The organism is Martinezella tropici (assembly GCF_008370325.1).
Taxonomy (GTDB): Bacteria; Pseudomonadota; Alphaproteobacteria; order Rhizobiales; family Rhizobiaceae; genus Rhizobium; species Rhizobium tropici_B.
Map to the genome: position 1 here is coordinate 12,421 of NZ_VNIP01000003.1, position 26,231 is coordinate 38,651.

22 protein-coding genes are annotated in these 26,231 nt (G+C 58.9%); 12 read left to right on the forward strand and 10 right to left on the reverse strand.

The features are described 5' to 3' along the window. Positions 1-5: 5 nt before the first annotated feature. Positions 6-1,520 carry an FAD-dependent oxidoreductase gene (locus FP026_RS03065; protein ID WP_149633167.1) on the reverse strand — a complete coding sequence of 505 codons (1,515 nt, stop codon included), beginning with the start codon at positions 1,518-1,520 and terminating at the stop codon, positions 6-8. A 55-nt stretch (positions 1,521-1,575) separates the two neighbouring features. On the opposite strand from FP026_RS03065, the gene FP026_RS03070 reads away from it, so the two are divergent. Next, on the forward strand, positions 1,576-2,067 hold the full coding sequence (locus tag FP026_RS03070) for a MarR family winged helix-turn-helix transcriptional regulator (protein WP_149633168.1): 492 nt from the start codon (positions 1,576-1,578) through the stop codon (positions 2,065-2,067). A 76-nt stretch (positions 2,068-2,143) separates the two neighbouring features. On the opposite strand, the gene FP026_RS03075 is transcribed toward FP026_RS03070, so the two are convergent. The 7 genes from FP026_RS03075 to FP026_RS03105 all read right to left on the reverse strand — a co-directional run bounded on the left by FP026_RS03075 (position 2,144) and on the right by FP026_RS03105 (position 9,563). Further along, positions 2,144-2,599, reverse strand: coding sequence for an RpiB/LacA/LacB family sugar-phosphate isomerase (locus FP026_RS03075; RefSeq protein ID WP_149633169.1), 456 nt, complete (start codon positions 2,597-2,599; stop codon positions 2,144-2,146). Between the two features lie 11 nt (positions 2,600-2,610). After that, entirely contained in the window at positions 2,611-3,381 is a 771-nt protein-coding gene (locus FP026_RS03080) for a triose-phosphate isomerase (RefSeq protein ID WP_149633170.1), read from the reverse strand. Next, positions 3,378-4,154, reverse strand: coding sequence for a DeoR/GlpR family DNA-binding transcription regulator (locus FP026_RS03085; protein WP_149633171.1), 777 nt, complete (start codon positions 4,152-4,154; stop codon positions 3,378-3,380). The genes FP026_RS03080 and FP026_RS03085 overlap by 4 nt, the downstream gene beginning before the upstream one ends. Positions 4,155-4,376: 222 nt before the next feature. Next, positions 4,377-5,315, reverse strand: coding sequence for a sugar-binding transcriptional regulator (locus FP026_RS03090; RefSeq protein ID WP_149633172.1), 939 nt, complete (start codon positions 5,313-5,315; stop codon positions 4,377-4,379). Between the two features lie 119 nt (positions 5,316-5,434). Further along, positions 5,435-6,367, reverse strand: a complete 933-nt coding sequence (locus FP026_RS03095) for a sugar phosphate isomerase/epimerase family protein (protein ID WP_149633173.1) — start codon at positions 6,365-6,367, stop codon at positions 5,435-5,437. Between the two features lie 27 nt (positions 6,368-6,394). Then, a complete protein-coding gene (locus FP026_RS03100; protein ID WP_149633174.1) occupies positions 6,395-7,906 on the reverse strand; it encodes a glycerol-3-phosphate dehydrogenase in 1,512 nt (503 codons plus the stop codon). A gap of 103 nt (positions 7,907-8,009) precedes the next feature. Beyond that, on the reverse strand, positions 8,010-9,563 hold the full coding sequence (locus FP026_RS03105) for an FGGY-family carbohydrate kinase (RefSeq protein ID WP_149633175.1): 1,554 nt from the start codon (positions 9,561-9,563) through the stop codon (positions 8,010-8,012). 866 nt (positions 9,564-10,429) lie between these two features. Between FP026_RS03105 and FP026_RS03110 the strand changes: the two genes are divergently transcribed. From FP026_RS03110 to FP026_RS03140, 7 genes are all read left to right on the forward strand, one after another. Next, positions 10,430-11,086, forward strand: coding sequence for a DUF2291 domain-containing protein (locus FP026_RS03110; protein ID WP_149633176.1), 657 nt, complete (start codon positions 10,430-10,432; stop codon positions 11,084-11,086). Further along, a complete protein-coding gene (locus FP026_RS03115; RefSeq protein ID WP_149633177.1) occupies positions 11,083-12,627 on the forward strand; it encodes a sugar ABC transporter ATP-binding protein in 1,545 nt (514 codons plus the stop codon). Before FP026_RS03110 ends, FP026_RS03115 begins: the two co-directional genes overlap by 4 nt. Before the next feature lie 22 nt (positions 12,628-12,649). Then, positions 12,650-13,702 carry an ABC transporter permease gene (locus tag FP026_RS03120; RefSeq protein ID WP_149633178.1) on the forward strand — a complete coding sequence of 351 codons (1,053 nt, stop codon included), beginning with the start codon at positions 12,650-12,652 and terminating at the stop codon, positions 13,700-13,702. A gap of 101 nt (positions 13,703-13,803) precedes the next feature. After that, positions 13,804-14,751, forward strand: coding sequence for a D-ribose ABC transporter substrate-binding protein (locus FP026_RS03125; protein WP_149633179.1), 948 nt, complete (start codon positions 13,804-13,806; stop codon positions 14,749-14,751). A gap of 268 nt (positions 14,752-15,019) precedes the next feature. Next, entirely contained in the window at positions 15,020-15,775 is a 756-nt protein-coding gene (locus FP026_RS03130) for a DeoR/GlpR family DNA-binding transcription regulator (RefSeq protein ID WP_246665248.1), read from the forward strand. A 54-nt stretch (positions 15,776-15,829) separates the two neighbouring features. Then, complete coding sequence (locus FP026_RS03135) at positions 15,830-17,359, forward strand: FGGY-family carbohydrate kinase (RefSeq protein WP_149633181.1); 1,530 nt, start codon at positions 15,830-15,832, stop codon at positions 17,357-17,359. A 59-nt stretch (positions 17,360-17,418) separates the two neighbouring features. Then, positions 17,419-19,161, forward strand: coding sequence for a glycerol-3-phosphate dehydrogenase/oxidase (locus FP026_RS03140; protein ID WP_149633182.1), 1,743 nt, complete (start codon positions 17,419-17,421; stop codon positions 19,159-19,161). A gap of 10 nt (positions 19,162-19,171) precedes the next feature. Here the strand turns inward: FP026_RS03140 and fba are convergent, their stop codons facing one another. Together fba and FP026_RS03150 are read right to left on the reverse strand one after the other, a co-directional pair. Next, the gene (gene fba / locus FP026_RS03145) at positions 19,172-20,236 is read right to left on the reverse strand and encodes a class II fructose-bisphosphate aldolase (RefSeq protein WP_149633183.1); all 1,065 of its coding nucleotides are present in this window, start codon (positions 20,234-20,236) and stop codon (positions 19,172-19,174) included. Beyond that, complete coding sequence (locus FP026_RS03150; RefSeq protein ID WP_149633184.1) at positions 20,218-20,574, reverse strand: hypothetical protein; 357 nt, start codon at positions 20,572-20,574, stop codon at positions 20,218-20,220. The genes fba and FP026_RS03150 overlap by 19 nt, the downstream gene beginning before the upstream one ends. A 160-nt stretch (positions 20,575-20,734) precedes the next feature. Here FP026_RS03150 and FP026_RS03155 point away from each other — a divergent pair, with 160 nt between their 5' ends. The 4 genes from FP026_RS03155 to cysN all read left to right on the forward strand — a co-directional run bounded on the left by FP026_RS03155 (position 20,735) and on the right by cysN (position 26,227). Then, the gene (locus tag FP026_RS03155; RefSeq protein WP_149633185.1) at positions 20,735-21,871 is read left to right on the forward strand and encodes a mannitol dehydrogenase family protein; all 1,137 of its coding nucleotides are present in this window, start codon (positions 20,735-20,737) and stop codon (positions 21,869-21,871) included. Positions 21,872-22,028: 157 nt separating this feature from the next. Continuing rightward, entirely contained in the window at positions 22,029-23,039 is a 1,011-nt protein-coding gene (locus FP026_RS03160; RefSeq protein ID WP_149633186.1) for a zinc-binding alcohol dehydrogenase family protein, read from the forward strand. 384 nt (positions 23,040-23,423) lie between these two features. Next, positions 23,424-24,338, forward strand: a complete 915-nt coding sequence (gene cysD, locus FP026_RS03165) for a sulfate adenylyltransferase subunit CysD (protein ID WP_246665220.1) — start codon at positions 23,424-23,426, stop codon at positions 24,336-24,338. Next, complete coding sequence (cysN, locus tag FP026_RS03170; RefSeq protein ID WP_149633187.1) at positions 24,338-26,227, forward strand: sulfate adenylyltransferase subunit CysN; 1,890 nt, start codon at positions 24,338-24,340, stop codon at positions 26,225-26,227. The genes cysD and cysN overlap by 1 nt, the downstream gene beginning before the upstream one ends. Positions 26,228-26,231 lie beyond the last annotated feature (4 nt).

A 26,231-nucleotide genomic window follows, 5' to 3' on the forward strand; every position in this document is an offset into this window, starting at 1 on the left:
CCACGCTAGTTGCAACCGGTATCGACCAAGCCGAGCCCTACCTGCGCGAGATAGGTCTCCAAGGTCTCCATATCGCCGCTCGTGACGATGGCGCCAATGTACCCATCCGGGCGCACCAATATCCAATCGCCGACGGCAGGGGCGTAGGCATCACGGAAGTGCCCTTCGTCATCGAGCATATCGCCCTTTGGACCGAATATATGAATATGCATGTCCCGACGCGGACGCACGGCCCCTCGCTCAACCTCATAGCCAAGCAGCGTCCAGTGCGTCCCTTTGAACAAATCGAACAGCCGCACGGCTCGGCCGGCTGCACCACGGACCGGTGCATCCGGTGCACGATCGCCGGCAAGGAGACCGCCAACCCGGCTTGGCTGCTCCGGCGCGAGCGAGGATTCGGGATAGCCGATATCGAGTTGATGGACCTCACGGCCGCGACGCATGTCGCCACGCTTTAAGGCATCGAGAAGTTTTGTCGCCAGGCCGAGCATTGCTGCGGCGACTGGCCTGCGTTCCTCTTCATAGGTGTCGAGCAGTGCCTCAGGCGCGCCATTGGCGACCGCAGCCAACTTCCAGCCTAGATTATAGGCATCCTGCACGCTGGTATTGAGGCCTTGACCGCCGGTTGGCGGATGAATGTGGGCGGCATCGCCGGCGAGGAACACACGATCGACGCGGTAGCGATCGGCCAGCCGCGCATTCATGCTGTATGCCGAGGCCCAGGACACGGATTGGATATGAATATCGTCGCGATTGGTGCGCTCAGCCACGATAGCCTTCAGCCCTTCGGCGGAAAGATCGATATCGCCTTCGAGAGGGATTGGGCCTTGAATCTGGAACATTCCAGTCCCGGCAAGCGGGCAGAACGAGATCTGCCGCGCCATGTTTCCTTCATTGAAGCGATGCCAGGCATCGCGAGTGAGACCCGTCAGTATGACATCAGCCACGATGGCACGCACGCCCAGGGTCTTGCCCGGAAAATCGATGCCGAGCACATGGCGCACGACGCTGCGGCCACCATCAGCGCCAACGAGCCAGCGCACGCGCAAGGTCTCGGCGCCAGCCTCGCCCATAAGACGCACCGTCACACCGTCCGCGTCCTGCTCGAAACCGATTAGCTCCCGGCCGAATTCGGCTCGATGACCCAGCTCCTCCAGGCGTTCTCGCATCAGGCCTTCGGTCAGAAACTGGGGCACCATCAGTGGAAGGTGATAAGGCTCGGCGGCGCTCGAGACTCCATGGTCCGTCGCGTCGGAGTCGACATAGCTGCCGTCCTCTCGATGTCGCCGTTCGGACGGATACAGGCCGCCGATCGCGACGAGTCGGTCGAGGATACCGAGATCTTCGAATATTTCCTGCGTTCGCGGCTGAATGCCTTTGCCGCGTGAACCGTGGAAGGGGCCATCCATCTTCTCGATCAGGCGGAAGGAAATGCCTCTCCGCGCCAGCTCGATCGCCAGCGCCAGACCGGCTGCACCCGCGCCGCAAATCAGCACATCGGCTGCAAATTTCTCTGTCATTTCGCGCTCCATATGTGTATTATGCACATATTAAGAGAGGTGTGGTTGGGTGTCAATGAAAAAGGTGCAAAATACACATATTAGTGCTCAACTGCGTGAACTTCATGGTGCGCTGGTCGAAATCGTCGGCGTCATGAACCGGCCTCAGCGTGATGAAGCGATGGTTCGGGAGGCGGGCATATCGCTCGACCGTGCGCTATTCCCGCTGCTTGTTCTGGTAGAGAGGCTCGGCCCCATCGGAGTTGTCGAACTGGCCGACCGCGTCGGGCGCGACTACACCACCGTCAGCCGGCAGGTTGCCAAGCTGGAGAGCCTCGGGCTGGTCGACCGCCAGGAAAGCGCGCAAGATCGCCGCATCCGGGAAGCTGTCATTACCGGGCAAGGAAAAGCGATGACCGATCGTGTCGACGCGGCGAGAGAGAGAATCGGCCGATCTATTTTCGCCAATTGGGACGAACGGGATATCGAAGACCTGGTGAGGCTCATGCGCAAATTCGCTGATGACATAAAAGGCGATGCGCCGGGCGCCTCAGGTGACGCAAGCTGAGACGCGCTGCAAATGAAGATAAGCCCGGCCAATCGAAAAGATTGGCCGGGCTTATCTGCGTCTTGGGAGACGGGGCTTAACGGGCGTTGTACTTCGCATCGACCTCGTTGATGGCCTTGACGTTGCCGGCCGAGCGGCCGTTCTCGTCGAAGGCCTGTGCCAGGAATGCGTCGGCAATGGCCTTGGCAAGTTCGGTGCCGATGACGCGAGCACCCATGGTGATGATCTGGGCATTGTTCGACAGCGCGGCGCGCTCTGCCGAATAGGTGTCGTGGGTCAGTGCCGCACGGATGCCCGGCACCTTGTTGGCCGAGATGCAGACGCCGATACCGGTGCCGCAGACAAGGATCGCCTTGTCGTAGGTGCCGTCGATGACGCCAGAAGCGACGCGGTCGGCGAGATTGGCGTAGAACGGATCGGCACCTTCCTCAGTGCGCGACACTTCGCTCACCTCGAAACGATCTTTCAGGTGGTCGGCGAGAACCTTGGCCAGGCCTTCGCCGGCGCTGTCTCCAGCAATAGCAAGCTTCATGATATGTCTCCTCAGAGTTTGGCGGCGCACTTGGCGAGGATGTCGAGATAGCCTTCGACGTTCCAGGCGGAGCGGCCGATAAAGAGCCCGTCTACGTTCGGGCAGGATATGAGTTCTTCGCAGTTTTGCGGATTGACTGATCCGCCGTAGAGGCATGGGATTTTTCGGCCGAGCACCTTTTGCGCGACCGCGATGATCTCGGCCTGGCGCGCATCGGCATAGGAAGGCTCAGCGGGAATCCCCTTTTCGCCGATCGCCCAGACCGGCTCATAGGCCAGCAGGATTTCAGCCTGCTTCTGAGCATCGGAAAGCTTTGAGAGCGCGCCGATGACCTGCTCGCTCAGGATCTCGGCTGCGCGGCCGCTTTCGCGATCTTCCAGCGTTTCGCCGATGCAGATGAGCGGGATCAGCCCATGACGGACTGCCGCCTCGGTTTTCAGCCCTACGGTCTCGTTGGTCTCGCCAAAATGCTCGCGACGCTCGGAGTGGCCGAGTTCAACGATGTCGAGGTTGCAATCCCTAAGCATCAGCGGCGAAATCTCACCCGTCCAGGCGCCCTGGTCTGCCCAATGCATGTTCTGGGCGCCGACCTTGACGGAGCTGTCCGAAAGGATCGACTTGACCTCGCGCACCGCCGTGAACGGCGGGATGATGAAGCGCTGGATACGGGCATCGCGCAGGGTATCGGCGGCGCGCAGGGCTTCGGCGAAAGCGCGCGCCTCGGCAAGCGTCTTATTCATCTTCCAGCTCGTGCCGATCCAATAGCGAGGCTTCTCTGTCATGTCATATCCTGGTTCGAGGCGATGGTGAGGGTGATGCCGTTCCGGCTAAATTGCTCGAGAATGGCGTCATCGGGCGCGTGATCGGTGATCACGGCATCGAAATCGGTAAGGTCGGCCATCACATGCAGGGCCGTATGGCCTATACGCTGGTGGCTGACGAGCAGGCAGCTCTTGGTCGCCGACGCAATCATCGCCCGCTTCGTGCGCACGACGTTATCGTCCATGTGATAAGCAAGCCTGCCGGAAACGGCCGGTGTCGACAGGAAGGCGATATCGGCCCTCAGCCGCGACAGCGCCTCCTCGGTGACGACGCCGAGAAAGGCGTTGAACTTCGCGGAATAGACGCCACCGAGCGCAATCAGCGTGATCCCGCTTTCATTCTTCATGCGGTCCATGATTGCGGCGTTGTTGGTGATCAGTGTCAGCGGCCGCTTCTGCAGCAGCATCTCGCCGAGAACCGCCGCCATCGAACCGTCATTAATCATGACGGTCATGCCGGGCTCGACCAGATCCAGCGCTGCGCGAGCCATCGCCAGCTTTTCATCATGGCCCTGACGCTCGCGGAAACGAAAATCGCTTTCGAACTGTGTCCCGGCATCGATGGTCGCGCCGCCGCGAACTTTGCGTAGCACACCGGCCTGCTCGAGATCCTCGAGATCGCGATGGATCGTCATCTTGGACACAGTGAAGCGATCGGCCAAATCGTCGAGATCTACGGTCTTGTGCTCGACGAGCAGATTGATGATCGATTGCTGACGCTCTTCCCGTTTCACCTTGCACTCCGGCCACTGGAGCGTTTCCGCTTTTCTTCTAATCGCGAAAACGCTCTATCCTTTTGCTTTATCCAATTCCGGATGGAAAACCGCTCTGCACTTTTCCTGGAATTGCTCTAGCCCAAAATCGAACTAGAGAAAATATAACATTGAAATCTCACAATTCAACATTTTCATTGTTACATTGAGATGATTTTATGTTTCCGCATGGATCGAAACGGCTTAGGCTTTCAGCAGCGCTTTCGCCGTTTTCTCATCCGTAATCAACCCGTAAAGGCGGCGGCTCTTGAGAACGGCGCGAATGGCTTCGACCTTGGGCAATCCACCGGAAAGCGCTACCAGCCGTTCGTTCGCGGTGCGCGGCAGCGAGGCGGAAAGCGTGCGCGCCGTCAGCGTCGTCTCGAGGATTTTGCCATCGGCATCGAAGAAATGACCCAGAATTTCGCCGACGCCGCCGGCCGCGGTAATCTCCCTGATCTCCTTCGGCTCGACCATGCCGGACAAGACGAGCTGCGCATCGGTATCGACCGTGCCGAGACCAACGAGCTTGAGATCGGCGCCGTTTGCGAGATCGAAGACTTCCTTGACGCCGCGCTGGGCAAGCAGCACGTCGCGATCTTCCCGGGTGTTGGCGAAGAAGGGCACCGGCATCACATGCGACTGCATACCCGTCTTTTCAGCGATGCGATGCATCACGTCATAGGGATTGGCCGCATAGTTTCGCGTCAGACCACCAAGGAGCGAGACGAAACGCAGATCCTTGGCGCTGACGCGGGACAGGTGATGAACCGCGGAAGAAAGCGTTCGTCCGTGACCGAGGCCGATGACCTTGTTGTTGCCGCTCTCGATCTCACGCCGCAGAAAGCCGGCTCCCGCCTGGCCTAGCGCGCGAAATTCGAAGCCTTCTTCGCCGAGGTCCGGCGCGACCTCGCAATATTGCAGGCCGAACCGGGCCGCAAGCCGCGTTTCGAGCTCAACGCATTCGACAATATCCCCATCGATCGTCACCTTGACGACGCCTTCGGCGACCGCGCGCGCGATCAGACGGTGTGCCTTCACCGAGGGCACGCCGAGGCGCTTTGCTACCTCGGACTGCGTCAGTCCACCGGCATAGTGCAACCAGGCCGCCCGCACGGCGAGCGAAGCATCCGCATCCGTCATCAACCGTTCCTTTTCATTTCGTCACGCATGGCCCGTCGCCCGCTTTTTATCTAATCATGCCGCCTAATCCGCCCTCCCGATGAGACCCAGGTAGAATCGAGACTCGGCCACTCCGGCGGCTAGATATGCAAGTCGCCAGCACCCGTGTCGATATGAGGCGCCCAAAAGGCGATGCTTTCGGCAATCTGCGAAATGACCTGACGATCGTTCGGCTCACGCTCCTTGAACGACAATTCCAGGCAGATTTCGTTATCCTTGGCGCCACCTTCGGCAAACGCCTTCAAGAGCGGTTCCGGCTGGATGCGACCCTTGGCATTGAATTCCGCCGTGAAGGGGCGATGCCCGCCCTTGTCCATCAGGCTCTGCTTGATATGGATGATCGGTGAAACCTTCGGCACGGCACGCGCCCAGGCGTAGGGGTCATAGTCATCGGAATTTGCCGAGGTGACATCGCCGTGATCGATGTCGGCCATCATCCACATCGGAATGGCGAACGGCGCCTTCGTCAATTTGTCCTGCAGCGACAGGCAGGCTTCGATCGTCTCGCCAAATTCGCGGCCGATGCTCATCGGTTCCCAGAACAGATAGGAAAGACCCGCAGCGCGGGCATGCTCGGCCACCTCGCCCCAGCAATCGATCGCGATCTCGATCAGCTCCTCACGCCGAGCCGGATCGTCATAATCCTTGTAGGTAAAGATTGCGAACTGCGTGCCGACGGAATGACCGCCGAGATCGGCAGTGATGTCGGCAAAGGTCTTGAACCAGTCAATATAATAGCGGCGAACATCCTTGTCCGGATGACCGAAATGGTTGAGGCGGCCGTAGGGGCCGGTCATGCCCGACGTTACGCGAACACCGGTGCGCTTCAGTGCCGCCTGCATGTCCCGCGTCAGCCGGCGAATGACCGGCGCCTGCCAGCTCGGATTGATGAACTCGTGCGTCAGCTGCAGATCGCGGATGCGCAGATCGTGCACCACTGTTTCGATCAGATCAGCCGGCTCGGCAAAGCGGTTCACCAGCGGGTTGGTGTTGAGTGAAAGCGTCAAGGGCATGCGTATTCTCCGGCAAGATCTGATGGTTCAGGCGGCCAGCGCCAGTTCGGCATCGAACCAGGCAGCGAAAGCCGCCTTTTCCTCAGCCGTCATGCGCAGACCTTCCTTGGTGCGGCGCATCAGCACGTCCTCGGGCGCCTGGGCCCATTCGGAAGCGACGAGATAGCGGACTTCGGCTTCATAGAGATTGCCGCCGAAATGGCGGCCAAGCTCGGCCAGCGACGTGGCTTCGCCGACGATCTGCCTGGTGCGGGCGCCATAGAGATGGCCGTAGTGATTGACGAGCGCACGCGGCATCCAGGGATAGGCCGCCCGCAGCGTATCGGCAAAGGCGACGTAATCGGCATTCGGGATCTCGCCGCCCGGAAGCGTGGCGCCCCGCGTCCAGTCGCCGCCCATCTTCGGGAAGAACTTGGCAAGCCGCTGCATCGCATGTTCCGAGAGCTTGCGGAATGTCGTGATCTTGCCGCCGAATACGCTCAACAGCGGCGCACCGCCGCTCTCGTCGAGATCGAAGACGTAATCGCGCGTCACGGCCGAAGGATTGCCCTTGCCATCGTCGAACAGCGGGCGGACGCCGGAGAAGCTTTCAAGCACGTCAGACCTGCGCAGCTTCTCCTTGAAGTAGCGATTGACCGCCGTGATCAGGTAATCGATTTCCTTCTCGTCGGCCGTCACTTCTTCCGGCTTGCCGTCATAGGGAATGTCTGTCGTGCCGATCAGCGCCTTGTCGCCTTCATAAGGGTTGATGAAGATGACGCGCTTGTCGTGGTTCTGAACGAGATAGGCCTGCTGACCGGCCCAGAATTTCGGAACGATGATGTGGCTGCCCTTGACGAGCCGGACGCTGCGCTGGCTGTTCGAGCCGACGACACGGCCGATAATGTCATTGACCCAGGGACCGGCGGCATTCACCAATACACGGGCGCGAACGGTCCGCACTTCGCCGGAACGCTGGTCACGCGTCTGGACAACCCAGTTGCCCTGATCGCGACGAGCGCTGACACAAGCGGTGCGCGTCAGGATTTTGGCACCCTTGGCGGAGGCATCGAGAGCGTTGAGGACGACGAGCCGGGCATCATCAACCCAACAGTCGGAATATTCGAAACCCTTCGAATATTGATCGAGGATCGGAGCGCCTTCCGGGTCGCGTTGAAGATCGAGCGAGCGCGTGCCCGGCAACTTTTTGCGTCCACCGAGATGATCATAGAGGAACAGGCCGAGGCGCACGAGCCAGGCCGGACGATCGGTCGGACTATGGGGAAGAACGAAGCGCATCGGCCAGATGATATGGCTTGCCGAGTTCAACAGCACTTCGCGTTCGATTAGAGCTTCCCGCACCAAACGGAATTCGTAATATTCAAGATAGCGTAGGCCGCCATGCACCAGCTTGCCGGAGCGCGAAGAGGTTCCCTCCGCCAGATCGCCCTTTTCGCACATGACAACCGAAAGACCGCGGCCGGCCGCGTCGCGGGCAATGCCGGCACCATTGATGCCTCCGCCGATCACGAAAAGATCAAAGATTTCCGGTTCCATCATGTCATGCTCCTTCGGATGCCCTTGTTCGAATGCCCTTGTTCGAATGCTCTGGGGCATCATCAAATCAATCTTCATGGGCGACGCTCGCCAGCCAGCAACAACGCTAGCGCTCGGCCAGCTTGTCCCAGGCAGGCGCAATCGCCTGCCGCACGTCCTTGTAGGCGTCGAACAAACGGTCGTAGCGCTCAACGTTTTGCGGATCCGGCTCCTCGGCCGCGCCGAGCAGCGGCGTCACCCAATCAGCAATGCAGCTGTCCATGTCCTGATAGGCGCCGATGGCGACCGCGGCCATCATCGCGACACCGGCCGCACCTGCCTCATCCCGATCCGAAATGCGGACCGGCGCCTTGACGGCGGCAGAGAGCGAACCTCGCAGCGCACGCGAACGCGCAGCACCGCCGGTGATGCGCAGTTCCGACGGCATGTCGCCCATGGCGGCGTAACAGTCCCGCGTTGCCATGCCGAGCCCTTCGACCACGGCCCTCAACATGTCGGCAAAGCCATGCCGCGTCGAAAGCCCGGTGAAGCCGGCACGAGCATGTGCATTGACGAAGGGACCGCGCTCGCCGGCTTCGGAAATATAGGGGTGATAAAGAAGGTTCGTCGGACGTGCCTCGGCAAACCAGGCATCAATGCGCGGAATGAGATCCGAGTAGGATAATACCGGGCTGCCACCCGCGGACATCAGATCGGCTGCAATCTGCAGGATCCAGTCGATATTGATGGTCGCGCCCATATTGGTCTGCACTTGCGTGACGATGCCAGGAATCGGCAAGGCGATCACATATCCAGTGCCCTCGTCGTTGAGCTGAACGTCGGGCACGACCTTGGCGCGCATGTGCACGCCCGTCGACCCGATCGTCGAACAGGCGGCGTTCTGGCCGCCGGTGCGAACGCCGGCGCCGAGCGCGGTCATCACCATATCGACATAGCCGAGGCAGACCGGCGTTCCGGCAAGCAGACCGGAAGCCTTGGCGGCTGCCTCCGTCAAAGGATGGCTAGTCTCGGTTCCATCGAGAATATCAGGCAGAAGCGAACGCCGGCGGGCAAGGCCGAGTGCATCGATGACGACCCGATCATATTGGCGATTGCGGAAATTGCCGAAGGTGAAGCTTGCCTCGGACGGATCGGTCGCCCGTATGCCCGTGAGATTGAGATAGAGCCAGTCCTTGCAGTGCAAGGCAGTTTCCGCCCGATCGAGAAGCTCGGGCATGAAACGGTCCATATGCGCGAGCTGCGCACCCTGCTGGCAGGTATTGAGACCCGTGCCGGTCGCCTCGAAACGCGCGCTGTTGCCAGCCATGGCGTTCAGCCGCGTCACCGTCGATGCGGCCCGGGCATCGAGCCATAGCCAGGCATCGTCGACCGGAGCATTGCCGGAGCCGACAAGCCATGTTCCGTCGCCCTGCCCCGTGACCGCGATCGCCGCGGTTCGGGCGGCAAGGTTCTCGACCTTCTCGCCAAGTCCGCGCAACGCGCTGATGCAATCCGACCACGTCTGACCAAGCGGCTGCGTGACCGAACCGTCTTCCCCCGTCTCGTAGCGATTTCGCACCGATGCGGAAGCGATCTGCTTTCCGGACAACTCGAAGGCAACCGCCTTCAGAACGGAAGTACCCGCATCGATGCCGATGATGATCCCGTCACTCCTAGGCATTACACGCCGGCTCCACCATCATGCGCCCCGCGATAGGGGCTTTGGCATACATCACGAACATCTTCATTCCTCCCCACGCGGCCATGAGTACAGTTTTGCCAACTCGCGCGCATCGCCGCCACATCCACGCTCACAGGAGCAGCCGCGAACGGCCATTTTGCGCATTCAATACTCCGAGCAACCGAATCCGACACAACGGCACTCAATCCGGCACATCTTATAACACAAAGATATCACCGCATCAGTAAAATTTTTCTGGTCTTGTAATTTTTTTCATATAAAATGAGCGCTGTCAATTCCCCCACCACCCACGGCAAGAACTACAACGGGGAGGAAATTCGCAAGCGGGTGATCGACAGATGCCAGCCGGACTTTAATCGAAGCATTGCAGAAGTTTTCTCGAAATATATCATATAAATCAATTCGTTAATGAATATTCTTTACGGAAATTCGATCTGAGGAACGCCAGTGATAAAAGCCTTGAATGACACACGCCAAGCGGAAGTTGCGGATCATTCAGGAAAGAAAACATTGGCGTGCACGAAGACAAGCGATAGGCAGGATGCGTCAAATCGCAGTTGACACGCTCAAGAATTCATAACATATAAAACGAAGTTATTAACATACTTATATCACATTTATCGCATAGATGCGATGCTTGTGAAGCCGAATTGGGTGACTGGAGGAGACAGCCGCCCATATGCTGAGGAGGCTCCTGATGTTGAATTTCCATGCCGACAGCGTAAGCCGAACGGAGCGCCTTCAGGCCCGAAACCCGAGACGCGGCTTCCGCTGACCGGATCACGACACTTTTCTCCCCCTTCTCCATCAGGCAATCCGGCTCATATGCCGAAGGTCGTTTGAACATGAATACGCAGACTCAATACGCACCCGCCAAACCGGCAGGCTCCAAGTTCAAAATCGTCGCGGGCATCGTCGCCGTGGTGGTCGTGATCGGCGCCATCGCGACCGATACCAAAGTCGTCAAGATCGGTTCCGCACACGACGTGCGCGAACAGGGTTTCCAGCCGGAAAGCTATGGCGCCGAGGAATTCCCGAAGGTGCAGGCGGATGTCGAAAAGCGCGCCGTCGATGCCGTGACGCTCGCCAATGCCGTTCTGGCCGACAAGAAGGCAGCCGGCACAAAATACGGCGTTGCCACCACCACCGGACCCGTTCTTCCCGTTTCGTTGACCGGCACCTTCGGCGAGCGCAAGGCCAATCTCAACGAGTTCAAGGTCGATGGCTTGCCTGACGGCGTCACAATCCGGGTGCAAACAGGCCCCGCGATCAATGGCACCGATCTTCGCGACGCCACGGGCAAGATCGAATTCGGCCAGTTCACCAACCAGATCGAATATCAGGACGCCGGTTCCGCCATCAACAACGATATGAAGAAGGCGACCCTCGGCACCCTGGACCCCGAAAAGCTTACCGGCAAGACGGCAACGGTTATCGGTGTCTTCAAGCTCATCAATCCGAAGAACTGGCTCGTCACCCCGGTAAAGGTCGACGTGAAATGAGCCAGGTCCAGCACAATGGCGTGACCACGGGCGAAGTCGTTCTCGCCGCCCGCAACGTCGCCAAATCCTATGGCAGCGTCCATGCGCTGAAGGGCGTCAATTTCGATATCCGTCGCGGCGAAGTCACCACGCTCTTCGGCGAAAACGGCGCCGGCAAGTCTACGCTGATGAAGATCCTGTCCGGCGTCATCCAGCCGACCTCGGGAGATATCATCCTCGATGGCCACCCCATCAGCTTTGCCTCATCGACGCATGCGCGCGGCTGCGGCATTTCCATCATCCACCAGGAATTAAGCCTGGCGCCCAATCTCAGCGTCCGCGACAACATCTTCATGGGTCGCGAGATCATGAAGGGCGGCGTGGTCGATTTTGCCGAGGAAGAGCGCCAGACCCGCGCCCTGATGGAGGAGCTGGAAGAAAATATCGATCCGCTCACACCGGTCGAGGATTTGCGTCTCGGCCAACAGCAGATCGTCGAGATCGCGCGGGCGCTATCGGTCAACTCCCGCATCCTGATCATGGATGAACCGACCTCGGCATTGAGCGCCAGCGAAGTCGAAGTCCTCTTCAAGGTCATTCGCGACTTAACGAACCGCGGCGTCTCGATCGTCTATATCTCGCATCACCTGGAAGAGGCGCTGCAGATCACCCATCACGCCGTCGTGCTGCGCGACGGCAATATGACGGCGTATGCCGAACGCAAGGACATCGATCTTGAATGGATCGTGCGCAACATGGTCGGCGACAATTTCGACCTCGGCAGCCCGCCGACCGGCCACAGAATAGGCGACGTGGCGCTGACGATCGACAATCTCACCGTGCCAGGCCCTTCGGGCGCGGCCTATAATGCAGTCGATCGCATGTCGCTTGCAGTCCGCGCCGGCGAGATCGTCTGCATCTACGGGCTGATGGGCGCCGGGCGCACCGAGCTGCTGGAATGCGTGGCGGGACGCCTGCGATCGAGCGGTGGTCGTGTGCTGCTCGGCAATACCGACGTCGGCGGCCTCAGCATCGCCGGCCGCATTGCGCAAGGCCTGGTCCTGGTGCCGGAAGACCGGCAGCGGGATGGCCTTGTCCAGACGATGACCGTCGGCTCGAACCTGTCGCTTGCCAGCATCGGCGCCTTCACCAAGGGTCTCTTCACCTCGGGTGGCCGGGAGCGGTCGCTGGTGAACGACTCTATCCGCAAGGTTCATATCAAGACCGATGGCGGTGACGCCGCAATCGGCTCTCTGTCCGGCGGCAATCAGCAGAAGGTCGTCATCGGCAAGATGCTGGCGACCGAGCCGAGAGTGATCCTGCTCGACGAGCCGAGCCGCGGCATCGATATCGGCGCGAAGGCCGAAGTCTTCAAGCTGCTCGCCGAGCGCGCCAAAGAAGGCCTGGCGGTGATCTATTCGACGTCGGAAGTCGCCGAATGCCTGAGCATTGCCCACCGCATCATCGTCATGCACCGCGGCAAGATTTCCGCCGAATTCGGACCCGACGTCACCAAAGAGAAGATCATGGCCGCCTCCGGCGAAGCAGTGGTCGCGCACTAGCCGCATTCATGGAGCACTGATTATGTCAGTCACGAACATCACAGAAAAGAAACCAATTGCGAACGGACAGCGGCGGAATTTCAATCTCGTGCGGCTGATCCTGGAAGGGCGCGCCTTCTTCGCGCTGATCGTCATCATTGCGGTCTTCTCCTTCCTGTCGCCCTATTATTTCTCGCTCAGCAATTTCCTGACGATGGCTTCGCATGTCGCCATCTTCGGCATCCTCGCCATCGGCATGCTGCTTGTTATCCTCAATGGCGGCATCGACCTTTCGGTCGGCTCGACGCTCGGTCTTGCCGGCTGTATTGCCGGCTTCCTGATGCAGGGTGTCACGCTTTCGAGCTTCGGCGTCATTCTCTACCCACCGGTCTGGGCCGTGGTCGTGCTGACCTGCGCGCTTGGCGCGGTGGTCGGCGCCGTCAACGGCGTGCTCATCGCCTACTTACGCGTTCCGGCCTTCGTCGCATCGCTCGGCGTTCTCTATGTCGCCCGCGGCATCGCATTGCTGATGACCAACGGCCTCACCTACAACAATCTCGGCGGCCGTCCCGAACTCGGCAATACCGGCTTCGACTGGCTTGGCTTCAACCGCCTCGCCGGCATCCCGATCGGCGTCATCGTGCTTGCCGTGCTTGCGATCATCTGCGGTCTCGTTCTCAGCCGCACGGCCTTCGGCCGCTGGCTCTACGCCTCTGGCGGTAATGAGCGCGCTGCCGATCTTTCCGGCGTTCCGGTCAAGCGCGTCAAGATCATCGTCTATGTCCTGTCGGGCGTCTGCGCTGCCGTCGCTGGCCTAGTGCTTTCCTCGCAGCTGACATCAGCCGGCCCGACCGCCGGCACCACCTACGAACTGACGGCAATCGCCGCCGTCGTCATCGGCGGCGCCGCCTTGACGGGCGGCCGTGGCACGGTGCGCGGCACCATGCTCGGCGCCTTCGTCATCGGCTTCCTGTCCGACGGCCTCGTCATCATCGGCGTGTCGGCCTACTGGCAGACGGTCTTTACCGGCGCGGTCATCGTGCTCGCCGTGCTCATGAATAGCATCCAGTACGGACGCCGAACCAAGTCCGGCTGACACCTGCACGAACTTGTCACCGACCGGTGAATAATGCCGGCCGGGGAGAGGACCGCCGGCTCGCCGGCATCACCAGAGCTCATCAAAAGGGAGAGAGACTAATGTTCAAAAAAGCTTTGCGTACCGTCATGGCAGCGGTTGCCGTGGCGCCGCTTCTGACGGGAGCAGCATGGGCTGCCGGCCAGATGACGGTCATCGTCAACGATCCATCCAACCCCTATTGGTTGACGGAAGGCAATGTCGCCAAGGCGACCGCCGAAAAGCTCGGCTATACGGCAACGGTTGGCGCCCACAAGGGCGATACCAACACCGAGAGCAACCTGATCGATACGGCAATCACCAACAAGTCGGTCGCCATCATTCTCGATCCCGCCAATGCCGATGGTTCGGTCGGCGCGGTCAAGAAGGCTGTTGCAGCCGGCATCCCGGTTTTCCTGGTCAACGCTGAAATCAACCAGGAAGGCCTTGCCAAGGCTCAGCTCGTTTCCAACAACGCCCAGGGTGCGGCCATCGGCGCTCAACAGTGGGTCGAAGCCGTCGGCGACAAGGGTAATTATGCCGAACTCTTCGGCTCGCCCTCCGACAACAATGCCGCTACCCGTTCGAACGGCTACGAAACCGTTCTGACCCAGTATCCGGACCTGAAGAAGGTTGCCAAGGAAGTTGCCAACTGGGACCGCACCCAGGGTCACAACAAGATGCAGTCGATCCTGCAGGCGCACCCGGACATTATCGGCGTGATCTCCGGCAATGACGAAATGGCGCTCGGCGCGATTGCCGCTCTCAAGGAAGCTGGCAAGCTCGCCAACGTCAAGGTCGGCGGCTTCGACGGCTCGCCGGACGCTGTTGCCGCCATCAAGGCCGGTGAACTGCAGTACACCGTCCTGCAGCCGGTCGCCACCTTCTCGGCAGAAGCCGTCAAGCAGGCCGACAGCTTCATCAAGACCGGCAAGACCGGTGCCACGAGCGAAAAGCAGCTCTTCGACTGCATCCTGATCACCAAGGACAATGTCGACAAGTATACGGCACCCTTCGTTCTATCGGAATAATGCGATCGGGGGCGCCGGAAGCCGGCGCCCCACCCTTTGACCGCCATCGGCGACACTCTGCCCGAACATCAGGCAGAACTTGCAGAACTGCCAGCAGCGAATTGCTTTTTATGCCTTTTCCCATAGCATGGCATTCGCTGCGGCAAGGGAACATCCGCAAGGTTCAGCGCTAGAGGCCGACGTGACAGATAAGACAAGCCCCGTATCATTCCTGCAAGATGAACTGCCGAGCGACAGCCGGCATTCCCGTCAGATCGCCCGGCGTCAGATGATCGCCGAAGCCGTCATGGCGGAAGGCTCCATGCGCATAGAGGATCTGACCGATCGTTTCGGCATCAGCCTGATGACGGCGCATCGCGATGTCGACGAGCTGGTCAGCCGGGGCCTTTTTCGAAAGACTCGCGGCATCGTTTCAGCCGCTGCCACCAGCCTGATCGAATCGAGCGACGTTTATCGTGCCAACCGCCAGGCGAGTGAAAAAAAGATGATCGCGGCTGCAGCAATGCAGTTCATCGAGCCCGGCCAGGCGGTCTTTCTCGACGATTCCACCACTGTCCTGCAGATGGCTTCGCTGCTGCCCGCCAAGGTGCCGCTGACGGCGATCACCAATTCGCTGACACTGATGAATGCGCTGAAGGACATGCATGACGTGACGCTTCTGGCGCTCGGCGGGCAATATTTTAATTGGTGCAACGCCTTCATGGGCCGCATGACGATCAACGAAATCAATCGCTTGCGGGCCGATGTCACCTTCATCTCGATGTCGGCGATCATCGATGACGTCGTCTTCCACCAATCACCCGAGATCGTCGACATCAAGCGGGCGATGTTCGACAGCGCCGCCAAGCGCATCTTGATGATGGACCATACCAAGTTCGAACGGCGCGCACTGCACAGTTTCGCGCATTTGAGTGAGTTCGATGTCGTGATCGTCGACGACAAGACGCCGGCCGCTCATCTGGAGCGCATGCGCAACAAGAATATCAATGTGGTTGTCGCCAAAGGCGACAAGGAGCGGTCCTGACGATCAGGCCCATGCGGTCGGCCCAGGAATAGTTCACGATCAGGAGTATCGAGAATGCCGAGTCTGCTCGGAATTGACAGTGGCTTGACCGTCACCAAGGCCGTCATCTTCGACGTCGATGGAACGCCGCTTGCCGTCGCGCGCCGCCGCGTAACCCAATTCATGCCGAAAGCCCGCCATGTCGAACGCGACATGGACGAACTCTGGGCCCGGACGGCCGATGCCATTGCTGAGGCGATCAAGCTCAGCAATCGTCCCGCCAGTGACATTCAGGCGATTGCCGCCACCGCACATGGCGACGGCATCTATCTGCTCGACAAGGCAAGCAAGCCCCTCGGACGCGCCATTCTCTCGCTCGACAGCCGCGCCGGCTCGGTCGTGGAGCAATGGCTGAAAAGCCCGGTTGCCGACGAGGCCCTGTCGCTGACTGGACAATTGCCGCACGTCTCTGCCCCATCGGCACTGCTTGCCTGGATCAAGGCCAATGAGCCCGAGCGCTTCGCCGCGATAGGACATATTCTAAGCTGCAAGGACTGGCTTCGCTTCTGCCTGACTGGGGTTGCCGGTACCGACCGAACCGAAGCAAGCACCTCCTTCACCAATGTCTCGACACAGGATTACTCCCCTGATGCGCTGAAGCTCTTCGGCGTTGGCGAGATGACTGATGCTCTGCCGCATGCATCGAGATCCGACGAAGTCGTGGGATACGTCACCGAAGCCGTTGCCAAGCAGACGGGCCTTGCCGAAGACACGGCAGTCGTCGCCGGCCTGCATGATGTCACCGCCTCTGCCCTTGGGGCCGGCGGCTACGCTAACGGCGTCGTTGCTGTCATCGCCGGCACCTATTCGATCAACGAAACGCTTTCCTCGGAACCACGCGTCGACGGCCGCTGGTTCTGCCGCAATGCCATCGCATCGGGCCAATGGAACAACATGTCGATTTCGCCGGCATCATCGGCGAATTATGAATGGTTCCTGGACAAGCTCTGCGCCAGCGAAACTGCGAGCGCCGAAGCAGCGGGCCAGTCGATCCATGCGGTGCTCGGTCCCGAGATCGAGGCGGCGTTCAACCGGCCATCGAGTGCGCTCTTCCACCCGTATCTGTTCGGCTCACCCTATGGCGCCAATGCCAGCGCCAGTTTCTTCGGACTTGGCGGCTGGCACGATCGCGGCGACATGCTGCGAGCGGTGCTCGAAGGCATCGCCTTCAACCATAAGATTCACGTCGATGCCTTAAGTGACGGTTTTTCCTTCGATCAGGCGAGATTGGCAGGCGGCGTGTCGCGCAACCCGATCGTCGTGCAGATGTTCGCCGATATATTCGGCATGCCTGTTACCGTGACCGAAACCGATGAAGCGGCCGCATGGGGTGCCGCCCTTTGCGCCGGTGCCGGTATCGGTGTCTACGCCAGCCCGCAGAGCGATCCGCGCGATCTTGGCAAGATCGCACGGACCTATCATCCGGACCCCGCCCGCAGCGCCGATTATCGCATCCGCTACGACCTCTTCCGGGACATTGCCGAAGCAATGATGCCGCTCTGGCCGCGGATCGGCAATCTCGCAACCCAACACGCCCAAGACTAGACCGAAAATGCGCCGCGCCGACAGGCTCTATCGCGGCAGCTCAGCAGGACGATGATGTTATGACCGATAGGACCGCCGATCTCAAACAACGCTTCTCGCAACTGCAAGACGGAGATGTCGATGTCATCATCCTCGGCGCTGGGGTCAACGGTGCCGGTCTGTTTCGCGATCTGTCGCTGCAGGGCGTCAATTGCCTCATCGTCGATAAATCGGATTTCGGCTCGGGGACGAGTGCGGCACCTTCGCGGCTGATCCATGGCGGCCTGAAATATCTCGAAACCGGCGAATTCGGTCTGGTTGCCCAGTCGGCGCTCGAACGGAATCTTTTATTGAAGAATGCGCCGCATTGCGTCGAGGCGCTGCCGACCTTCGTGCCAATCTTTTCCTGGACGCGCGGCATATGGGCCGCCCTTCGCACGCTGACGGGCTCAACGACCGCTCCGCGCAGCCGCGGTGCCGTGCTCATCAAGATCGGGCTTGCGCTCTACGACTTCTTCGGCTCGCGCAGCCGCGTCATGCCGCGCCACAGGTTCCTGCTGAAAAGCAGCGCGCTCAAGGAAATGCCGCATGTGACGCCTGAGATCGTGGCGGGCGGCATCTACTACGACGCCAAGATCAGCCGGCCGGAACGGCTGGTCTATGAGTTGATCAATGACGGGCTGGAGGCGCACAAGGGCTCGCTGGCGGCAAATGCGACAAGACTTGTTTCCGCGGCCGATGGCCGGCTGACCTTCCAGCGTTCGGATGGCTATGCCTTTTCCGTCAAGCCTAAGCTCGTCGTCAATGCCGCGGGCCCCTGGATCGATCACGTCAATGCCGCTCTCGGCGCACCGGCCCATCTAATCGGCGGCACCAAGGGATCGCATATCCTGCTCGACCATCCGGAACTGGTGCGCAGCCTGAACGGCCATATGATCTATTTCGAAGCCGATGACGGCCGCATCTGCCTTGTCTACGGCTATCTTGGCCAGGCCCTTGTGGGATCGACCGATATTCCTTGCGACGATCCAGACAATGTGCGTTGCGAGGAACCCGAAATCGACTATTTCCTGGACAGCGTGAGATCGCTGCTTCCAAGCCTTCGCTTCGATCGCGATCAGGTGACCTACAGCTATAGCGGCATCCGCCCCCTGCCCGCCTCGGACGCCTCGTCACCGGGCTTGATCAGCCGCGATCATTCCGCACCGGTCTTTGAACCACGGGCCGGACGTCCCTTCCCGATCATCTCGCTGGTCGGTGGCAAATGGACCACATTCCGCGGCTTTGCCGAGGAAGTGGCCGATACCGTGCTGGCGCGCCTTCAGCGCAGCCGCAAGACATCCACCGAGCAGCTCGCCATAGGCGGCGGCCGAGATTTCCCGGTAAACGCCAACGAGCGTGCGAGCTGGATCCGATCGGTCGCGGCAAAGGTCGGAGTCGAAGCCAGCAGAGCGGATGAGTTGCTCAGCCGATACGGCACGACCGCCGCAAAAATCCTTGCCCATCGCTCAGAATATAGCGACAGCCAGCGCATCAGCGGCGCGCAGCATCACAGCGCGCTTGAAATCGATTGGATCGCACGGCAGGAGTTGGTCGTTCATTTGTCCGATATCGTCTTCCGCCGCACGACCATGGCGATCGAAGGTCTGCTGACGATGCAGGGTTTGCGCGAAATCGGCGCGATCGCCGCAGCGGCCCTGCAATGGGACGCACAGCGAGCTAACAAGGAAATCGGTGATGTGGTCACGGCGCTATCGAAACTCCATGGCCAGACACTGAGCGAAGAGAGCGTGCGCCGGGCGGCAGGCCCGGCCGCACGCTGATCATCTGGCTTTAGGAGAAAACCGGGTCGAGCGAACCAGATTTGTAACGCTTGGCCATTTCGGCAACGGAAAGCGGCTGGATGCGTGAGGCATGTCCGGCCGTTCCGAACTGCTCGAAGCGCTCCTTGCAGAGCTTCGTCAGCGCCGCCATGGCGGGCTTCATATATTTGCGGGGATCGAACTCGCTCGGATCCTCCTGCAGCACGCGGCGGATCTGGCCTGTCATCGCCATGCGGCCGTCGGTGTCGATGTTGATCTTGCGCACGCCGTTCTTGATGCCGCGCTGGATTTCTTCGACCGGTACGCCCCAGGTCGGCTTCATCTGGCCGCCATATTTGTTGATGATCTCCTGCAGTTCCTCAGGCACCGAGGAGGAACCATGCATGACGAGATGCGTGTTGGGCAGCTTGCTATGGATCTCCTCGATCACATTCATCGCCAGCACCGAGCCATCCGGCTTGCGCGTGAACTTATAGGCTCCATGCGAGGTTCCCATGGCGATCGCCAGGGCGTCGACCTTGGTCTCCCGCACGAATTTGACCGCCTCATCCGGGTTGGTCAGCAACTGATCATGAGACAGCTTGCCTTCCGCCCCGTGACCATCCTCAGCCTCGCCCATGCCGGTCTCCAGCGAGCCCAGCACGCCAAGCTCACCCTCGACAGAAATGCCGCCGAGATGCGCCATGTCGGTCACCGTCTTAGTCACGCCGACATTGTAATCCCAATCGGCGGGCGTCTTGGCATCCGCCTTCAGCGAGCCATCCATCATGACCGACGTGAAGCCGGCCTGGATCGCCGTCATACAGCTCGAGGGATCATTGCCGTGATCCAGATGCACGCAAACGGGAATATGCGGATAAATCTCGACGACGGCATCCATCATGTGCTTCAGCATGATGTCGTTGGCATAGGCCCTGGCACCCCTCGATGCCTGCATGATCACTGGCGCGCCGACGGTATCGGCCGCTTCCATGATGGCGAGCGCCTGTTCCATATTGTTGATATTGAAGGCAGGAACCCCATAGCCGTTTTCAGCGGCGTGATCGAGCAATTGCCTTAAGGTGATACGTGCCATTCAACTCTCCCTGGGCCATGATGGGCGGTCAAGATCGCGCGGATGATGCCGCTCTGCGCGGCTGCACAAACAGAATGCCCGTCGATACCCGACCTCGTCTCCAAAGATCGGCAAACCGACGCTCCTGCCGCGGCATCATTCATAACAAATAGAAATGACAAAATAACAATTTCTATGACATTTTGTTGTGATTTCCATGAAGAAATTGTTCTTGGATTATGACGACCGGTTTCGGATTCTCGCGAAGAAATCTGCCAGTGGGCCGCCTGATCTTCTGCTGCACACTCAAGCCACCACCGAATGCCGCCAGCGCCGCCCTTCGCTTCAAAGCGCGACATTCCATCATTGGCTTATCCATTCCATATAAAAAACATTTGACGACTGGTTGCTTAACTGTTTTCTATGGATAAAAAACAAACACTGACTGGACTGGTGAATGCCTGCACCTTGCTCCAGTCAAGCGTTATCAATCAACATTGAGGGAAGGAGCAGCCTGGCGTGAGCTCGCGGATCATTCAATTCGGCACTAGCCGGTTTCTGCAAGCCCATGCGGCATTCTTCGTGCATGAGGCAAGGCAATCAGGCCAGGATGCCGGACCCATCACCGTAGTTCAGGTTTCCGGTGCCAGCAGCCGCAGCGGCCGCGTCGGCGCCTTCGGCAATGCGAAAGGATATCCAGTCATCATTCGCGGCATGGTAGGCGGGCAGCCTGTCGATCGCACCGTGCAGGTGACCAGCGTCGATCGCGGTCTCTCCGCCGTCGAACACTGGGACGAACTATCGAAGCTCTTTGCCGAGGAAGCCGAATTTGTCATCTCCAATACCGGCGATACCGGCTACCAGACATGGCAGGAAGAAGATGGTTTTGGCGCGGATGGCCAGGTGCCGCGCTCCTTCCCAGCCAAACTTGCCGCACTGCTGGTCAAGCGCTGGCAGGTGTCCGCTCGCCCCTTGGTCATCCTTCCCTGCGAGCTGGTGACAGGCAATGGCCGCATCCTGAAGCAGGCCGTGATCGACTGCGCCAGGCTCAACGCTCAACCCGCAGGGTTCTTCACCTGGCTAGACGACCATGTCGCCTTTGCCGAGACCCTGGTCGACCGCATTGTTTCCGAGCCGATAGAGCCGATCGGCGCCGTTGCCGAACCCTATGCGCTATGGGTGATCAAGCACGCCCCGGGCGTCCGCCTGCCATGCAGCCATCCGAGCATCGTGCTGACAGACGATCTTGAGCCATACGAGCGCCTGAAGCTGCATATCCTCAATCTCGGCCATACCGTCCTTGCCGAAATCTGGCAACGCGAAAACCGGCCGGCGGGTGAGACGGTGCGCGCCATACTGGCCGACAGGGAAATACGTGCAAGGCTGGATGCGCTCTACCAAAGCGAAGTGCTGCCCGGCTTTGCCGCAAACGGCATGGGCGATGATGCGAAGGCCTATGTGGCAACAACGCTAGACCGCTTCCTCAATCCCTTTCTGGATCATCGCATCGCCGACATCAGTCAGCATCACCGCGAGAAAGTGGCACGCCGCATTCACGCCTTCCTGGATTGGGCGGACAAGGCAGGCAGTCCCTCGGACGCTCCTGTCCTTAGAGAAATCGCAGCGCGCCATGCCGTAATCGAAGCAGCGCCGTGATGTCCACGCAGAGTTTCGAAGCAAAGCGCAGGCACCGCGGGAATATGGAATATGATGAATGAACCGAGGGCTGCCGGCTCGCCGTTTTAGGAAAGTCGACAAGCACACATTTAAACACCAGCGGCCGGCATCGCCAGCCTTTCGAGAGTGCATTACCATGAAGACATTGATCTGCAATGAACCCGGCCGGCTCTCCCTGATCGAGCGCGATGTCCCGACGCCCGCTAGAGGCGAGGTGCTTGTGCGCATCCGACGCGTCGGCATCTGCGGCACGGATTTCCACATTTATCAGGGCAAGCATCCCTTTCTCGAATATCCGCGTGTCATGGGCCATGAACTGTCCGGCACGGTGGAGGATGCAAATGGTTCGAGCCGCCTCAAGAAGGAAGAAAATGTCTATATCGTTCCCTATCTTGCCTGCGGCAAATGCGTTGCCTGCCGGCGCGGCGTGACCAATGCCTGCCAAAACATTGCCGTGCTGGGCGTGCATCGTGATGGCGGCATGAGCGAATTCATCTGTGTGCCAGAGCAGAATGTCATTTCCGCCGGCAAGGCCTCGCTGGACGAAGCTGCGATGATCGAGTTCCTGGCGATCGGCGCCCATGGCGTCAAGCGTGGCGGCATCACCGCCGCCGACCGCGTTCTCGTCGTCGGCTCAGGCCCGATAGGCATGTCCGCTACCATCTTCGCCAAGGCACGCGGCGCCGACGTCACGGTCATGGATGTCCGCCAGGACCGATTGGATTTCACCACCGCTTCGCTCGGTGGCGATCGGACACTCATCGCCAATGACGAGGCCGAAGCCCATGCGAAACGCCTCACCGGCGGCGATTTCTTCGACGTCGTTATCGACGCGACCGGCAACACCAAGGCCATGCAACGCGGCTTTGGCTTCGTCGCCCACGGTGGCCGCTACGTCCTCGTCAGCGTCGTGCGCGACGACATCACCTTCTCCGACCCGGAATTCCACAAGCGCGAAACCACTCTCTTCGCTAGCCGCAATGCGCAGCCGGACGATTTTGCCGAGGTCGTAAAACAGATGGAAAATGGCCGGGTGCCGACGAAAGCGCTGAACACGCACCGGGGTTCGCTTGATGATGCGCCATCGCTCTTTAAGGATTGGCTGCGGCCCGAGGCAGGCGTGATCAAGGCAATAGTTGAGGTCTAGATGCTGTGCGACTTAACCGATTGAGCCTCACAGCTCCAGTCGCAATGATGTTGTCACTACCGCGTTTGCGGTCATGAACCTCCACCACTCTTTCCCTGTTCAGGAGTGCCCACAGAATTGGAAAAATTATCGAGCTAACCCAGGCGGAAAATTCGTTTATCTCGTATTCGGCGCCAGGCTGCCAAAACGTTCATCATGAAAAGCTGATATAAGCACCATATATTGCATAGGCGACCGGTTATTTATTGCTTGCGGTTGCCAAATATTGCAGTCAGCTGCCACCATCGATAGGCTGATTGAAAATAGATTCCGCACCTTTAAGCATCAAGAAAGAAAACCTGCCAGTCGGCTTGCCGCGTGGCGGGTGGTTGTTGCAGATTGATAATGGTCAGAACAGATATGCAAAATCTCCACCTCCAAATGCTTGAGGCAGAGTCAATTCATATACTCCGCGAAGTTGCAGCGACGTTTTCCAACCCAGTGATGTTATATTCAGTCGGCAAAGACTCGTCAGTACTGACGCATCTTGCCATGAAGGCATTCTATCCCTCTAAGCCCCCGTTTCCATTTTTGCACGTCGATACAACATGGAAGTTCAAGGAGATGATCGCCTTTCGTGATCGGGTAGTCGCCGAATACGGTCTTGAGTTTCTTGTGCACACGAATAGTGACGGGATCGAGCAGCGCGTAAATCCGTTTACACATAGTTCCAATATCTATACTCAAATCATGAAGACCGAGGCCTTGAGACAAGCGCTCGACAAATACGGCTTCGACGCCGCATTTGGGGGAGCCCGGCGTGACGAAGAGAAATCGCGTGCCAAAGAGCGGATTTTTTCGTTCCGCACCGCCAAGCACGCCTGGGATCCCAAAAATCAGCGACCTGAAATGTGGAAGACCTATAACACGCGTGTGAATAAGGGGGAATCGATCCGGGTGTTCCCGTTGTCGAATTGGACCGAAGCCGACATATGGCTGTATATCATGCAAGAAAACATCCCGATCGTACCACTCTATTTTGCGGCAAACCGACCCGTGGTTAATCGTAATGGCACGTTGATCGTGATCGATGACACGCGGATGCCGATTACTGCGCAGGAAGCAATAGAGGAACGAATGGTTCGTTTTCGTACTCTCGGTTGTTATCCTCTCACTGGAGCCATCGAGTCTTCTGCCGAAACGCTTGAGGGTGTGGTTAGAGAAGTGCTTGGAGCTCGCACCTCGGAGCGGCGGGATCGCCTTATCGACAACGATCAGGCTGGCTCGATGGAGAAGAAAAAACGTGAGGGCTATTTCTGATGAGAGATGGCAGCGGGCCCTATCCTTCTCTTGATGATACAACCCACGCCGATCAAGGCAACAAACCGCTTCTGCGCTTCCTGACGTGTGGTTCGGTGGATGACGGAAAATCAACGCTCATAGGACGCTTGCTTTACGACACCAAAAGCCTCTTTGACGATGAGCTTTCCACCTTGAGGAAAGAAAACACGCAATATGGCACGACAGGCAATGATATTGACCTTGCGCTTCTGCTCGACGGCTTAGATGCGGAGCGCGAACAAGGCATCACCATCGACGTGGCGTATCGGTTTTTCTCCACCCCGAAACGCGCCTTCATCGTGGCGGATGCTCCCGGCCATGAAGAATATACGCGCAATATGGTGACGGGCGCCTCGACGGCCGAGCTTGCCATTGTCCTGATCGACGGCCGTCACGGGGTGCAGCAGCAAACGAAGCGTCACAGTTTCATCGCGTCCGTGCTTGGGATTAGCCATCTTGTCCTCGCGGTCAACAAAATGGACCTTCTCCTCTATGAACAGGATGCGTATGAGAAGATCGTGACCGATTATATGGCGTTCGCGGAGGGGCTTGGTTTCAAGTCCGTTACGCCGATACCAATATCCGCCCGTTATGCCGCTAATATAACCACAAAGTCAAAAGAGACACCGTGGTATGACGGGCCTTCGTTGCTAGACCATTTGGAAACTGTCTCGATCGACCGCGATGGCTCGAAAAAACCATTTCGCTTTCCAGTCCAATGGGTCAACCGACCAGATCTCAATTTTCGAGGCTTTTCCGGCCAAGTTGCATCGGGAAGTGTCTCGGTGGGCGATGCCGTTACAGTGGCAAAATCCGGCCAACAGACAACTGTGAGGCGGATCGTCACCTATAATGGAGATCAAACCACGGCGGTCGAGGGACAGGCCGTCACGCTGGTATTGAATGATGAAGTGGAGGTAGCACGCGGAAATCTGCTGGTATCTCCGAGGGAAAGGCCCAACGTTGCAGATCAGTTTCAGGCTCACATCATCTGGTTCAGCCACGATCAGTTGATCCCTGGGCGTCCCTATATTCTGAGAACTGAGACCGATAGCACGAGCGCAACAATTACAGCGCTGAAATATAGCATTGACGTCAATACTTGCGCGCATCAGCCGGCAAAAACGTTGTCGGTTAACGAGATTGGTGTCTGCAACCTTTCAACGCAGGACTCGATTTGCTTTGACAGCTATGCCGAAAATCGCACGACCGGCAATTTTATATTGATAGATCGATTTTCGAACGCAACAGTCGGCGCCGGACTAATTGTGCATTCTCTCCATCGTGCACAGAATGTTCATTGGCAAGCACTTACGATCAATAAGGCGGCGCGTGCAGAACAGAAAGGCCAGCGCCCGGTCGTTTTATGGTTTACCGGCCTTTCAGGATCCGGCAAATCAACCATTGCCAATCTCGTTGAGAAACTCCTTCATGCAAAAGGCAAGCACACCTTCCTACTTGATGGAGACAATGTTCGCCATGGCTTGAATCGCGATCTTGGTTTTACCGCGGAGGATCGTGTTGAAAACATCCGTCGTATTGCAGAGGTGGCTAAGCTAATGACGGACGCCGGGCTCATCGTGCTGGTATCGTTTATCTCGCCGTTCCGATCCGAGCGGCAAATGGCGCGCGAGCTGATGCCGGAGGGCGAGTTCATCGAGGTCTTCGTTGATACTCCGCTCGAAGAATGCATGCGGCGCGATCCCAAGGGTCTGTATAAGAAGGCGGTGGCGGGACAGGTACCTAATTTCACCGGCATTACATCTCCATACGAGGCGCCAGAAAACCCGGATATCCACCTGCATACCGTTGGCCATGATCCTTTGGAATTGGCGCTACGTGTTGAAAGCTCTCTGACACAGCGGTGAATCT

Excerpts from the sequence above, each read along its gene's own strand:
- FP026_RS03065 (WP_149633167.1), bottom strand. The coding sequence starts at position 1,520 with ATGACAGAGAAATTTGCAGCCGATGTGCTGATTTGCGGCGCGGGTGCA.
- FP026_RS03070 (WP_149633168.1), top strand. The coding sequence starts at position 1,576 with ATGAAAAAGGTGCAAAATACACATATTAGTGCTCAACTGCGTGAACTT.
- FP026_RS03075 (WP_149633169.1), bottom strand. The coding sequence starts at position 2,599 with ATGAAGCTTGCTATTGCTGGAGACAGCGCCGGCGAAGGCCTGGCCAAG.
- FP026_RS03080 (WP_149633170.1), bottom strand. The coding sequence starts at position 3,381 with ATGACAGAGAAGCCTCGCTATTGGATCGGCACGAGCTGGAAGATGAAT.
- FP026_RS03090 (WP_149633172.1), bottom strand. The coding sequence starts at position 5,315 with ATGACGGATGCGGATGCTTCGCTCGCCGTGCGGGCGGCCTGGTTGCAC.
- FP026_RS03095 (WP_149633173.1), bottom strand. The coding sequence starts at position 6,367 with ATGCCCTTGACGCTTTCACTCAACACCAACCCGCTGGTGAACCGCTTT.
- FP026_RS03100 (WP_149633174.1), bottom strand. The coding sequence starts at position 7,906 with ATGATGGAACCGGAAATCTTTGATCTTTTCGTGATCGGCGGAGGCATC.
- FP026_RS03105 (WP_149633175.1), bottom strand. The coding sequence starts at position 9,563 with ATGCCTAGGAGTGACGGGATCATCATCGGCATCGATGCGGGTACTTCC.
- FP026_RS03110 (WP_149633176.1), top strand. The coding sequence starts at position 10,430 with ATGAATACGCAGACTCAATACGCACCCGCCAAACCGGCAGGCTCCAAG.
- FP026_RS03115 (WP_149633177.1), top strand. The coding sequence starts at position 11,083 with ATGAGCCAGGTCCAGCACAATGGCGTGACCACGGGCGAAGTCGTTCTC.
- FP026_RS03120 (WP_149633178.1), top strand. The coding sequence starts at position 12,650 with ATGTCAGTCACGAACATCACAGAAAAGAAACCAATTGCGAACGGACAG.
- FP026_RS03125 (WP_149633179.1), top strand. The coding sequence starts at position 13,804 with ATGTTCAAAAAAGCTTTGCGTACCGTCATGGCAGCGGTTGCCGTGGCG.
- FP026_RS03130 (WP_246665248.1), top strand. The coding sequence starts at position 15,020 with ATGATCGCCGAAGCCGTCATGGCGGAAGGCTCCATGCGCATAGAGGAT.
- FP026_RS03135 (WP_149633181.1), top strand. The coding sequence starts at position 15,830 with ATGCCGAGTCTGCTCGGAATTGACAGTGGCTTGACCGTCACCAAGGCC.
- FP026_RS03140 (WP_149633182.1), top strand. The coding sequence starts at position 17,419 with ATGACCGATAGGACCGCCGATCTCAAACAACGCTTCTCGCAACTGCAA.
- fba (WP_149633183.1), bottom strand. The coding sequence starts at position 20,236 with ATGGCACGTATCACCTTAAGGCAATTGCTCGATCACGCCGCTGAAAAC.
- FP026_RS03150 (WP_149633184.1), bottom strand. The coding sequence starts at position 20,574 with ATGTCGCGCTTTGAAGCGAAGGGCGGCGCTGGCGGCATTCGGTGGTGG.
- FP026_RS03160 (WP_149633186.1), top strand. The coding sequence starts at position 22,029 with ATGAAGACATTGATCTGCAATGAACCCGGCCGGCTCTCCCTGATCGAG.
- cysD (WP_246665220.1), top strand. The coding sequence starts at position 23,424 with ATGGTCAGAACAGATATGCAAAATCTCCACCTCCAAATGCTTGAGGCA.
- cysN (WP_149633187.1), top strand. The coding sequence starts at position 24,338 with ATGAGAGATGGCAGCGGGCCCTATCCTTCTCTTGATGATACAACCCAC.